Annotated in this window: 7 protein-coding genes; 4 read left to right on the forward strand and 3 right to left on the reverse strand. The window is 72.1% G+C overall.

Features of this window, described 5'->3' with window-relative positions:
- Positions 1-231: 231 nt before the first annotated feature.
- Positions 232-2,631, forward strand: a complete 2,400-nt coding sequence (locus tag ACFY3L_RS37840; protein WP_389335640.1) for a hypothetical protein — start codon at positions 232-234, stop codon at positions 2,629-2,631.
- A gap of 11 nt (positions 2,632-2,642) precedes the next feature.
- On the opposite strand, the gene tatA is transcribed toward ACFY3L_RS37840, so the two are convergent.
- Both tatA and ACFY3L_RS37850 read right to left on the reverse strand, forming a co-directional pair.
- A complete protein-coding gene (gene tatA, locus ACFY3L_RS37845) occupies positions 2,643-2,909 on the reverse strand; it encodes a Sec-independent protein translocase subunit TatA (protein ID WP_389335643.1) in 267 nt (88 codons plus the stop codon).
- Between the two features lie 252 nt (positions 2,910-3,161).
- Positions 3,162-4,187 carry a sugar phosphate isomerase/epimerase family protein gene (locus tag ACFY3L_RS37850; protein WP_389335646.1) on the reverse strand — a complete coding sequence of 342 codons (1,026 nt, stop codon included), beginning with the start codon at positions 4,185-4,187 and terminating at the stop codon, positions 3,162-3,164.
- Positions 4,188-4,566: 379 nt separating this feature from the next.
- On the opposite strand from ACFY3L_RS37850, the gene ACFY3L_RS37855 reads away from it, so the two are divergent.
- From ACFY3L_RS37855 to ACFY3L_RS37865, 3 genes are all read left to right on the forward strand, one after another.
- Positions 4,567-5,835: an ROK family protein gene (locus tag ACFY3L_RS37855; protein WP_389335649.1), complete on the forward strand. Its 1,269-nt coding sequence runs from the start codon at positions 4,567-4,569 to the stop codon at positions 5,833-5,835.
- A 135-nt stretch (positions 5,836-5,970) separates the two neighbouring features.
- Positions 5,971-6,810: a polysaccharide deacetylase family protein gene (locus ACFY3L_RS37860; protein ID WP_389335653.1), complete on the forward strand. Its 840-nt coding sequence runs from the start codon at positions 5,971-5,973 to the stop codon at positions 6,808-6,810.
- A gap of 457 nt (positions 6,811-7,267) precedes the next feature.
- Complete coding sequence (locus ACFY3L_RS37865; protein WP_389335656.1) at positions 7,268-10,444, forward strand: tetratricopeptide repeat protein; 3,177 nt, start codon at positions 7,268-7,270, stop codon at positions 10,442-10,444.
- A gap of 219 nt (positions 10,445-10,663) precedes the next feature.
- On the opposite strand, the gene ACFY3L_RS37870 is transcribed toward ACFY3L_RS37865, so the two are convergent.
- Positions 10,664-12,388 carry a tetratricopeptide repeat protein gene (locus ACFY3L_RS37870; RefSeq protein ID WP_389335659.1) on the reverse strand — a complete coding sequence of 575 codons (1,725 nt, stop codon included), beginning with the start codon at positions 12,386-12,388 and terminating at the stop codon, positions 10,664-10,666.
- Between the last annotated feature and the right edge of the window lie 160 nt (positions 12,389-12,548).

Raw genomic sequence — 12,548 nt, forward strand, 5'->3', positions numbered from 1 at the left:
GGTCGTGGTGATCGCTGCTGACAGGGAGCACTCTGCCGAGGGCCGCTTACGATTCGCTTCAGGTCGCCTTCTGACCAGGGGATTCCTGCTGATCGACCGGGGTCGACACTCGACCACCGCAACGGCAAGTCCACGCTGGCCGGCCAGGAGCAGAATCTCTATACTGCCCGCCTAACAGTGCCGCCGGCACCGTGACCAACCGTTACCGGGACGGGCAGGAACAGCGACGATATGGCCTTCGTACACGAGCGGGAGCAAGACCTACCGGCGACGGTCGATGACCACGTCGTCGCCGAGCGTCGCACGGGGATCGGATCGATCTGGCGCTCCGGCTGGTGGCCGGCGGCGCTGGTCCTCGTCGCCGGTGCCGCGCTGCTCCGCTACTACGACGTGTCGCTGGTCGCCTACACGTCCTACGTCGGCTACGTCGGCCTCGGCATCATGCTGCCGGGCCTGCTCCTGTGGCGTCTGGTGCACCGCGGGTCCCGTTCGATCGCCGAAGACGTGGCCGCCGGCACGGCGATCGGCTTCGCGATCGAGGTCCTGGCCTACATCCCGGCCCGCGCGATCGGCCTCCCGCTGGCGTCGCAGGCGATTCCGCTCCTGATCGTCGCCGCGTTCGTCGCGGTTCCGGGACTCCGGCGATACTGGCGAGGCGCCGGACCTGCCGGCCGCGCGCCGCTGGCCTGGTCGTGGACCTTGGCCGGGATCGCCCTGATCATGCTGGCCTGGGCCACGAAGTACTACCGCCACCACGGCACGGGCTGGCCCAGCTACGGCCGTATCGACATCGACCTGCCGTTCCACCTGGCGCTCATCGGCGAGTTCAAGCACCACATGGATCTCGTCACGCCGTGGGTCACCAGTGAGCCGATCTACTACCACTGGTTCGCCTACGCGGAGATGGCCTCGACGAGCTGGGCGACCGGCATCGAACCGTTCATCCTCGTCACCCGGCTCACGCCGCTGCTGATGACCATGGCCTATGCGGTGCTGATCGCCTCGTTCGGCCGCCGGCTGATCGGCACGTGGTGGGGCGGCGCACTCACCGTGCTCGCGACGTTCTTCGTGTTGTCGCCCGACCCCTACGGCTGGGTGCTGTCGTCCTTCTACCGCGCCTACGGGTTCGACCCGACCGAAGACGGCTCGAACCTCGCGCTGTACCTGTGGACGAGCCCCACCCAGACGTTCGGCGCCCTGCTGTTCGTGCCGCTGATGCTCGTGCTGCTCGATCTGTTGCGGGAGCACGGGAACGACCGGCGGCGGTGGGTGCTGTTCGCCCTGCTGCCGGCCGCGATCATGGGTGCCAAGGCAACGTTCCTGCCGACGCTGCTGTGCGGACTGCTGCTCGTCGTCGGCGCGCAGCTGGTCTTCAAGCGGCGTCTCAACCGCGTCGCGCTCAAGGCGCTCGGCATCGTGGTCTTCTGGATGCTGTTCGCGCAGTTCGTCCTCTTCGGTGGACAGAGCCAGGGCCTTGCCCTGCGCCCGCTGGAGGCGATGAAGCGAACCGCGATCGCCGTCAACACGAACTACGCCTCCGATCCGAAGTTGTGGCGGCTGATCGTCCTGTGCGGGCTGACGGTCCTGTGCTGGATCTTCATGTGGGGTGGCGCCATCGGCCTGCGCCGCCGGGTGTTCGACGCCGAGGTCCTGCTCGTGGCCGGGCTCGGCATCACCGGGATGGGCGTGCTGCTGCTCACCGCCCATTCCGGCGGGTCGGAGAGTTACTTCCTGACGGGCGCCCGGCCGTACGTCGCGGCCGCCGCCACCTGGGGCCTGATGCTGCTCTTGCCGGGGCTCACCTGGCGCAGAGCCCGTCCCCTGCTGGCCGTCGCGGTCGCCGGCATCGTCGTGGTCTACCTGATCCGCGCCCGCGACGGCGACTGGGCGCCGTGGCACAACGACCGCTACAGCGCGGACCGGCTCACGATCAAGCTGGTCTACCCGTACGCGGCCCTGGCGCTCGTGGCGCTCGCGGCCGTGGCGGCGATCTGGTGGTACCGCAAGCGGATCCCCACGGGCATGTCCATCGCACTCGTCGCCGCCCTGATGCTCGGCTTCTCGCTGCCGACGGCGTTCACCCAGCTCACCTACGTGGCCACCGACGGGCACGAACGTGGCTGGAAGAACCGCGCCGAACTGTGGCCGATCGTCACGGAGGGCACCGTGGAGGCCGGTCGTTGGCTGCGCGCACACTCCTCGCCCGACGATCTGATCGCCACCAACGCGCACTGCGTGTACCTGCACTTCGGCGGTAACCTCGGGTGCGACCGCCGGCATTTCGGCATCGCGGCCTACACCGAGCGGCGGGTCCTGATCGAGTCCTGGTCCTACACCGCCGAGGCGCACAACCAGGAGCTCGTTCAAGGGGTACCGCAGGAGCAGACGCTGTACTGGAATCCGTCACTGCTGATCGACAACGACGCCGCGTTCACGGACCCGTCGGAGAAGACGATCGGCCGCCTGCGCGACGAATACCATGTCCAGTGGCTATGGGTCGAAGACGTGTCCAACTGGTACTGGACCGACGACCCGCCCAACGGGGACGAGGTCCACGTCTCAGACGACCTGGGCAAGTTCGCGACCCTCCGGTTCCGCTCGGGTCACGTAGCGGTCTACGAGATCCGCTGACGTGAGCACTCTCAGCGTGGATGAGCGTGATCGACTGGCTCGGCCTGTGGCGTCGGCGACGGCTGGTTGTCGACGACCTGGGCGCTGAGCGGCTGCCGGCCCGTCTGCGCCTCGGCCTTGGCGTCGACGTCGTCGTCCGCGAGGCCCTTGGTCTCGGCCTTGATGATCCGCATCGAGCGGCCGAGCGACCGGGCCGCGTCGGGCAGGCGCTTGGCGCCGAACAGCAGGATCAGCACGACCACCAGCACGATGATGTGCCACGGCTTGAGTGCACCCATGTGAAGCCACCTCCACTGTACGTTGAACCGCCTGACCCGACGTACGTCGATGGCGGAGACAGGTCGCGGGCGCCAGCGGCTGTGGCACGATCCGCTCAGTCCTGACAGGTCGCCGGCAATCGGCCGGCACGCCGCGCCCGTCGGCGACGATGTCCTCTCCGAAGAAGAACAGCTCTGAGCAAGCTTCTCCATCTTCGTGCCGGGGTCCCACCGGCGTCGCAGTGGGACCCCAGGCCTGACGGTACCGTTGCTCTACTTGCGCCCGGAGGTGTTGACGCTGTCCAGGGTGCTGCAACCGCGCCAGACCGTGGTCATGGACCCGAGCGGGTTGAGGGTCTGGTTACCGGCGTCATCGTGCTCCAGGAAGAACCGGTAGTCCCGGAGGTCCTTGATCGCGGACAGGGTGCGGGTCCAGTCGATGTCGCCCTTGCCGACGTCGACGAACCGGAACTTCCTGCCTGCCGCTCGGGTGCCCGCGGTCGCCGTGCGGTTGCCGTTCGGGTCCCACTTGATGTCCTTGATGTGGAACGCGATGAAACGGTCCCCGTGCTCCTTGATCCACCAGTACGGGTCCTCGCCGGCGACGGACACCCAGCCCAGGTCGACCTCGAACTTGACGTACCGGGGGTCGGTGCGCTCGAGCAGGATGTTGTAGAGCGGGGCGCCGTTCTCGAGCGCGAACTCGCCGTCGTGGTTGTGGAAGAAGAAGCCGCCGAAGCCCTGCGACACGGCGTGCGCGCCGCATTCGTTGAACACCTCGGCCATCGCCTTGATGCCGTCGCTGGTGTTCCCGCTGAACCCGCCACCGGGGAAGCCGAAGGAGCTACCGGTCCCGACGTACGGGAACCGGCCCAGCGTCTGGGCGTCCTCGAAGATCTGCATCCGGCCGTCGTAGCTCATCCACGGGTTCGGCAGGCTGGCGCTGCGCGGGCCGAAGTGGTTGCTCACGATGCGCAGGCCGTGCGACTGGACGATGGACTTGAGCTGAGCTGTCGTCTTCGCGTAGTAGTCGCCGGCGAGTTCGAGCTCCCGGACACCGGCGTCGTACACCGCTTCCAGGGACAGCTCGAGGTTCGCGTAGTCGCTGCCGATCAACTGGCGGACGGTGTAGATCTGCAGGCCGATCCGGTCGGCCGGGATCACGTTGGGCCCTCCGGCGGGCTTGCCCGCCGACGGGGCTGCGAAGGCGGTGGTCGGGCTCGCGGCGGCGATCGCTCCGGCGGCCAGAACTCCAGCGCCGGCGCCCAGCATGGAACGGCGACTCAGCTTGCTTTCCACAGGTTCCTCCTTGTGATTCGCGCGGCCCGGCGTCCGTCGCTCTGCAGACGGCGGGGCGTGAGAGGGCGGGGGTCTCCTCAACGGCCGCGCGGAATGACCCTACGGCGGCGGCAGAACTTTTGACAAGGATCAGGCAGAAGTCGGTTGATTGGAGGACAGAAGTTGTCCGACTGTCGGCATGCCGGCGGCAGCACCGGCCAGACGGTCATGTCGCCGGACGTCAGCGACCCGGTGAGGAGCATCGGCGATGCATCGAGTCGCGCCGCGCCCGCCGCGGACGGTGCCGTCAACGCATCGATGCCTTTGCACGGCGGTCGGGCGGAAATTGCTGTAAGACAACGAGATCGCCTCGTGTGCCGGCATATGATTCACTTCGACCATGCCGCCATCCGCATCCGTGCCACGTACGCCCGTTCACCGCGGAGCGGCGGCGCTTGGCGGGTTCTCCGGGCCTGGTTCCGGGCCTTCAGGTGCCGGGGAACTGCTCCAACTCCTGCGGGACGGGCAGCCACGGACTCGCGCCGAGCTGTCCAGACTCACCGGGCTGGCCCGGTCCACGGTCAGCCTCCGTGTCGACGCGCTGCTCGCCAGCGGCCTGCTTGCACCGTTCGGCGAGGCGGCCTCGACGGGCGGCCGCCCTCCCGTCAGGTTCGCCTTCAACCCGCGGGCCCGGATGGTCGTCGGCGTCGACCTCGGGGCCACCCACGGTCATGTCGCGCTCACCGATCTCACCGGCCAACCCGTGTCCGAGGTCGCCGAGCGCGTCGAAATCTCGGCGGGGCCGGTCGCGGTCCTCGACTGGGTCGTCGCGACGACACGACGCCTGCTCGACGAAGAGAACCGGGGCGTCGAGGACCTCGTCGGCATCGGGATCGGATTGCCGGGCCCTGTCGAGCATTCGAGCGGCCGGCCGATGCGCCCGCCGATCATGCCGGGGTGGGACGGCTATGACGTGCCCGGACACGTGCGGCGCCATTGGGATGTTCCGGTCCTCGTCGACAACGACGTCAACATCATGGCCCTCGGCGAGCACGTGATGGCCCACCCGGAGCTCGATCACCTGCTGTTCGTCAAGGTCGCCACCGGCATCGGCGCCGGGATCGTCAGTGGTCGCCGCCTGCTTCGCGGCGCCGCCGGGGCCGCCGGTGACATCGGCCACGTCAGGGCCCCTCATGCCCCCGATGTCCTGTGCACGTGCGGCAACACCGGATGCCTCGAGGCCGTCGCGAGCGGCCCCGCGATCATCAAGCACCTCACCGCGGCGGGGGTTCCCGCGACGACGAACAGCGATGTCGTTGCGCTCGTCCGCGGCGGCAACATCGCTGCCGCACGAGCGGTTCGCCAGGCCGGCCGCACCATCGGCGAGGTGCTCGCCACCTGCGTGAGCCTGCTCAACCCCGAGCTCGTCGTCATCGGAGGTTCACTCGCCCCGGCCGGCGAAAGCCTCATCGCCGGGGTACGGGAGATCGTCTACGGCCGCTCGCTCCCTCTCGCCACCGCCCACCTGCAGATCGTGCCAGCGACCACCGGCACCCGAGCCGGCGTCATCGGCGCGGCGACGCTGGTCATCCAGCACGCCCTTGCCGCCGATCGCGTCGACGAGACACTCGCCAACGCGTCACCACCCCCGATCGCCTCCGGCGAGTGAAGACCCTTCGAGAACGACAGCTGCGCCCATGCGCCGGGCCAGGAGCAGTGGACCGCGGTGACGACCCCGTCGTGACCTTCGGATACTGACCGGGTCGCCGGCCCGCCGGCCGGGGCGGCGTGCAACCCTGTCGCGGTGTCCGCCCGTCTGACAGGTGTGCGTTTTGCGATCTTCGGCCTGCCGGCCGCCGTGGTGGTGCTGCTGCTGGTGACGCTGGCCGGCGACAGCATCACCGTGACACGGCCCGCGCAGCCGGCGCCGGCCGTGTCCGCCGTCCCGGTCGCCGCCGCGCCCCTGCCCAGCCCCACCGCGTCGGCGTCCCCGTCACCCAGCCCGACCTTCCATGACGGCGACGGGCGCTTCGGCGCCTTCATCACGACGGGGAGCCAGGCGGTCGCCCTCACCTTCGACGACGGGCCGGACCCGATCAACACCCCCAAACTGCTGGCCATGCTGCGGGAGCGGCACATCCACGCCACGTTCTGCATGGTCGGATTCCGGGTCCGCGACCGGCCCGACCTCGTCCGGGCCATCCACGCCGACGGGCACACCCTGTGCAACCACTCGTGGCAGCACCTGCTGAACCTCGCCCAGCGCGACGACGCCTACATCGACTGGGACCTCAGGCACACCAACGACATGATCCGCGCGGCGGTCGGCACGGACGTGCCGGTCCGGTACTTCCGCGCGCCCGGCGGCAACTTCACGCCCGCCCTCGTGGCGAAGGCGCGCTCACTCGGCATGGACTCGATCTCCTGGGACGTGGACCCGCGCGACTGGGAGCACACCCACGACAGCGGTGCGTCGGCGCACATCTCCCGCGTGGTGAGCCACGTGAAAGGCCACACGCGCCCGGGCTCGATCGTGCTGTCCCACGACAACGGCCAGCCGAACACCATCACCGCCTACCAGTACCTGCTGCCCTGGCTCCAGGAACGCTTCACCCTGGCGGGACTGCCCGCCGCCGGGCTGTGACGTTCGCAAAAGGGCTGTGACCGGGGCCGCTCCCTGCCCCGGCCGGCGCTGACCGGCGCGCTTTGAAGGATGGGCGACCATCACAGGCGCGGAGAAAACGGGTGACGAGGATGGGTGAGCAGGTGCGGACGATGCTCACGGATCTGCTGCACATCCGCCCGATGCGAGGCAGCCACCGGGTCGCGCTGCGGGCCGGTGTCGGCGTCCTGGTCCCCCTGCTCACCGTGCTGGCGCTGGGCCACCCGAGCTGGACGGCCTACGCCGCCTTCGGGGCGTTCACCTCGCTGTACGGGCGCAACCACCGCCTGAACCCACGCCGGTCCGCGCCGCGAGGGGTGAACGGGCGGGTGTCGCGGCCGCCCCGTGATCGGTCGCGGCACCCGTCCAAGTGGCGCGGATCGATCATCGTGGGTGGGCCTTTCCGCGATCTTGCAAGTGAAACCCGTACCCTGTCCGGATGGGTGGCGAGGAGTTCGGGGCGCTGCTGCGGCGGCGCCGCGCGGCGGCCGGCCTCAGTCAGCGGGAGCTGGCCGAGCGGGTAGGGCTCAGCGTGGCGGCGATCCGCGACCTCGAGCAGGGGCGCACCCGACGGCCGCACCGCCAGTCGGCCGAGGCACTCGCGGAGGTGCTGGGGCTGGACGTCGAGGGGCCGGGCGTCGACCGCGACGAGCCGGTGCGGATCGGGGTGCTCGGGCCGCTGGTCGTGCAGCGCGGCGGCGAGGCGGTGCCGGTCGGACGCGGGGCCCGGCGGGCGGTGCTCGGGCGGCTCGCGCTGTCGGCCAATGCGGCGGTACCGCTGGCGGACCTGCTCGAGCTGCTGCACGACGGCGGCCGGCCGGCGGACGCCGCGGGCGCGCTCTACACGCACCTGTCACGGCTGCGCTCGGCGCTGCGCCCGGGCGGGCGCGACGGGGACCCGGTCATCCACCGGACGCCGGGCGGGTACCGGCTCGAGCTCGCCGACGACCAGCTCGACCTCGGCGCGTTCCGGCGGGACGTCCAGGCGGCCGCCGCGGCCCCGCCCGAGCAGGCGCTCGATCTACTGGAGCGGGCCGCGCGGCAGTGGCGGGGCGCGCCGCTGGAGAACGTGCCGCAGCTCCGCGACCACCCGCTCGTCACCACCGTCGTGGAGGAGCGGGTGCGGATGGCGCTGCGCCACGCCGAGTTCGCCCTCGCCGCCGGGCAGGCGTACCGCTGCCTGCCCGCCCTGCGGGACCTCGCCGCCGCGCACCCGCTCCACGAGCTGCTGCACGCGCGGCTCATCGCGGTGCTGGCGGCCGAGGGGCGCCAGGCCGACGCGCTCGCGGTCTACGGGCGCATCCGGCAGCGGCTCGTCGGCGAGCTCGGCGTCGAGCCGGGCCCCGACCTGATGGCCGCGCACCGGCGGGTGCTGCGGCAGGAGCCCGCGGTGGCACCGCAGGCACCCGCGCCGGTCGCCGCGCCCGCCCGGCCGGCACCGGCCCAGCTGCCGGCCGACCTGCAGGCGTTCGCCGGGCGCGGGGCCGCCGTCGCGGCGCTCGACCGGCTCGGGTCGGCGGCCGTCATCGTCGTGTCGGGCACCGCCGGCGTGGGCAAGACGACGCTCGCCGTGCACTGGGGGCACCGGGTCCGGGCCCGGTTCCCGGACGGGCAGCTCTACGTCAACCTCCGCGGCTTCCACCCCACCGGCGACGCGGTCACCGCCGCCGAGGCGCTGCACGGTTTCCTGACCGCGCTGGGGCTGCCGCCGGGGCGGGTGCCGGGCGATCTCGAGGCGCGCGCCGCGCAGTACCGGACGCTGCTCTCCGGCCGGCGGATGCTCGTGCTGCTCGACAATGCCCGTGACGCGGACCAGGTCCGCCCGCTGCTGCCGGCCGCGCCCGGCTGCCTGGCCCTCGTCACCAGCCGCCACCGCCTCACCGGGCTGGTCGCGGCCGAGGGCGCGAAACCCGTACTGCTGGATCTGCTCCCCGCCGACGAGGCCCGCGCGCTGCTGACCCGCCGGTTGGGCGCGGAGCGGATCCGGGCGGAGGCCGAGGCGGTCGACGCGATCGTCGAGCGGTGCGCCCGGCTGCCGCTCGCCCTCGCCATCGCCGCGGCCCGGGCGGCGACCAGGCCGGGCCTGCCGCTCGCGAGTCTCGCGGCCGAGCTGGCCGACCGCCTGAACGCGCTGCACGGCGACGAGCCCGGCACCGACGTGCGCGCTGTCCTCGACTGCTCCTACCGGCAGCTGACGCCGGCCGCCGCCCGGCTGCTGCGCCTCCTCGGCCAGCATCCCGGCCCCGACCTCGGGGCGGCCGGCGCGGCCCGGCTCGCGGGGCACAGCCAGGCCGGGGTCGCGCCGCTGCTGGCCGAGCTCACGGGCGCGCACCTGCTCGCCGAGCCGGAACCCGGCCGCTTCACGATGCACGACGTGCTGCACGCGTACGCCGCCGAGCGCGGCCGCGAGGAGGACCCCGGCCCCGTGCGGATCGCGGCCCTCGGCCGCCTCGTCGAGTACTACGTGGACACGGCCACGGCCGCCATCGCGACCGTCCTGCCCGGCGAGTCGGAGGCCGCCCCCACCGGCCTCTTCGACCACGTGGCCGCCGCCCGGGCCTGGCTGGACCGCGAGCGCGCCAACGCCGTCGCGCTCGCCGGGCACGGCCGGCCCGCCGAGACGATCGCCATCGCCCGGACCCTGCAGCGGTACCTCGACCTGGGCTACTACACCGAGGCGCAGGACCTGCACTCCCGGGCCTACGAGGCCGCCCGGGAGCACGGCGACCCCACCGCCGAGGCCACGGCGCTGAACCATCTCGGCGTCACCTACCTGCGGCTCGGCCGCTTCGCCGACGCCGTCGAGCTGCACCACCAGGCGCTGGAACGGTTCCGGGCGGCCGGTGACGCCGCCGGCGAGGGGCGCAGCCAGGAGCTGATCGGCATCGCCGCATGGCGCCTCGGCGACTACGAGAGCGCCCGCAAGTACCACTACGCCGCCCTCGACACGTTCCGGGCGGCCGGCCACCGGCTCGGCGAGGCGATCCAGCTCGTCCACATCAGCACCGGCAACCGGCAGTTCGGCGACCTCGAGGCCGCGGCCGGGGGCCTCGACCGGGCCCTCATGCTGCTGCGCGAGCTCGGCGCCCGGCACGGCGAGGCGTACGCGCTGGACACGCTGGGCCTGCTCCGCCAGGAGACCGGCGCCGCCGACCGGGCCGTCGAGTGCCACGAGCAGGCCTACGCGATCTGTGCCGACATCGGCTACCCCGCCGGACAGGCGGACGCGCTGCACAACCTGGCCCGCGCGCTGCTCGCCCTCGGCCGGTCCGAGGAGGCGATCGTGCACCAGCATCGCGCCCTGAGCCTGTTCCGCGAGATCGGGGCGCGCGCCCGCGAGATCGACACGCTCAACGGGCTGGGCGCCGCGCTGGCCGCCGCGGGCGAGCCGGACGCGGCGCGGGACCGCTACACCGAGGCCCTCGCCCTGGCCGTGGAGACCGGCGAGCGGCTCCAGGAGGCCGTCGCCCACGAGGGCCTGGCGGGGCTCTGCGCCGCGGCCGGCGACCGGGCCGGCGCCGGGCGCGCGTGGCGGCACGCCCTGACCGTCTACACCGACCTGGGCCTGCCCGACGCCGAGCGGGTCAGCGCGGCGCTGCGGGGAGGCCACCGGTAGCATCAGCCGCCGCCCGGCTCGGCATCCCCGTCACCCTCGCCCACGACATCCGGGCCGGCGCGCTGGCCGAAGCGACACACGGCGCCGGGCGGGACGCCGGCGACGTGCCGGCACCCACGGCGCCGGCCTGCTCGCCTGGGCAACTGCCGGCCCGCGAGCATCCGTGGGTTCCGCCTGCCATGAGCGGTCGAAGACGCATCACGATGGTGACGGCTGACATCAGCGCCGATGAGACGACGCCCGACAGCGGTCGAGCCCGGCGCGCACGTCGCGGCGGAGCTTGGCGTCCAGGCCGGGCACGGCCAGCGCGGCAGTCAGGTCGTCAGCAGCCTCGCCCCAGCGCTCCAACCGCATCAGCGCGGTGGCGCGGTTGTAGCGAGGCTCGGCCGCGGTCGACAGCACCACCGCGCGGTCGAGGTCGGCCACAGCAGCGGCGGCGTCGCCACGTTCGAAGCGTACGGCGGCTCGGTTGGTCCACGCCTCGGCCAGTCCGGGGTCGGCGTCGAGGGCCCGGGTCAGCAGGTCGTCGGCCTCGTCGAGGGCACCGCGTTCGGAGCGGATCAGACCCAGCGTGCACAGCAGCGCGGGTGCGTCGCGCCGCTCGGGCGGAGCTGAGCGTACGCATGCTTCGGCGGCAGCGAGGTCGCCCCGGGCGAGATGGAGGTTGGCCAGCGCCACGCGGGCGTCGAGATGGTCCGGATCGACGGCCAGGACGCGCCGCAGGTCCTCACGTGCCGCCCCGCTCCGTCCGGTCTCCTCATACAGCGTCGCGCGGTTGTAGTACGCCTCTGGCAGGTGTGGTCCCAGCCGGATCGCCGCCGCGTAGTCGTCCAGGGCTGCGCTCGTCCGCCCAGCGGCACGGTGCAAGGCCGCCCGATCGACGTAGTACTCGCAGTTTTCGGGGTCGAAGGCGATGACGTCGTCGAGGTCGGCCAGCGCCTCGGCGGCTTTGCCGAGCGCCAGGTGGAGCTGGGCCCGGTTGTGCCGGAGGCGGGCCTGGTCCTGCCGGCGCTCGTCGGCGCGCAGGACGGTGGACAGCTTCACCAGACCGGCGTTCACCAGCTCCAGCGCTTGGTCCGCCCGGCCCTCGCGGCTGTCCACCAGCGCGATGCCTTGCTCGTAGAAGACGGTCGACACGACGCGCCGGCGTTCGTCGGTGATGCCGCCGGCCAGGTCAAGTGCCCTCTCCAGCCATTGTCTGGCCATGGCCGGGTTCTGCCGCGCCGGGGGAAGGTGGCGGGCGTACAGCATGGCCGTGGAGTATGCGGCCGACATCGTGATCTTCGGATCGTCGGTGACGGCTCGGGCTTCGGCGTACAACTGGAGTGCCTCACCGGCGTCGCCGACCGCGGCGAGGGCGGTGGCCAGTCCCGTGGTGAACGACCACCAGTGGGCAAGGTCGGTCTCGGGCGTGACGGCGGCCCGGCCGCGCCGCGCGGTACGCACGGCGTGGTGGTAGAAGCCGCGCGCCAGGCTGTCGCCCAGCATGGCCCGTAGGTGGGCCGGCCGGGATTCGACCTCCGGCTCGGGCGCTCCCCCGTCGTGGAGGTGCAGGGCCATCGGCGTCGACGCGAGCCGCCGCGTCAGCGTCGCGAGGAGTTCCGCGGTCGTCTCGTCGGCCGCGTCGGTGTGGACGAAGTGGACGGTCAGGGGACGGCCTGCGGCGCACGCGGCCACGAATTCCGCCGCCCCGAACGAGAGGGCGGCCGTGCGCCGAGCGGGGTGGAACCGGATCGGGTGCTCGTCTGCCGCGGCCGTCAGGGCGGGATTCAGGGCCGGGACGATGGCGTGCAGCTCGACGGAGTGGCGGGCGGCCTGCCGGGGATGATCACGGGCGAGGTCGGCAAGGAATGCGTCGACCCCTGCGTACGGGCCGAGGTCGCGGTGGCAGTCGTAGGGCGGGCGCCCGGAGGCGCCCGCCCGGCCGCGTCTTACCAGCACCATTCCAGCCAGAGCCGCCGCGCTCCGGACAACAGGCGAACGGCACTCTTGTGGCGGATCGTCATTTTCCGCACTGGCCACCTCCGGCAGGGATCACAATGAATTGATCAGCATCATAGAGGGATTCATCGATGAACGGGAAGAGCGGTCCTGGCCTCATGCG

Source organism: Dactylosporangium sp. NPDC000521 (genome assembly GCF_042898305.1).
In the GTDB taxonomy this organism is placed as follows: domain Bacteria; phylum Actinomycetota; class Actinomycetes; order Mycobacteriales; family Micromonosporaceae; genus Dactylosporangium.

Coding starts and splice junctions, on each gene's coding strand:
- ACFY3L_RS37840 (WP_389335640.1), top strand. CDS start 232: ATGGCCTTCGTACACGAGCGGGAGCAAGACCTACCGGCGACGGTCGAT.
- tatA (WP_389335643.1), bottom strand. CDS start 2,909: ATGGGTGCACTCAAGCCGTGGCACATCATCGTGCTGGTGGTCGTGCTG.
- ACFY3L_RS37855 (WP_389335649.1), top strand. CDS start 4,567: ATGCCGCCATCCGCATCCGTGCCACGTACGCCCGTTCACCGCGGAGCG.
- ACFY3L_RS37865 (WP_389335656.1), top strand. CDS start 7,268: ATGGGTGGCGAGGAGTTCGGGGCGCTGCTGCGGCGGCGCCGCGCGGCG.
- ACFY3L_RS37870 (WP_389335659.1), bottom strand. CDS start 12,388: ATGGTGCTGGTAAGACGCGGCCGGGCGGGCGCCTCCGGGCGCCCGCCC.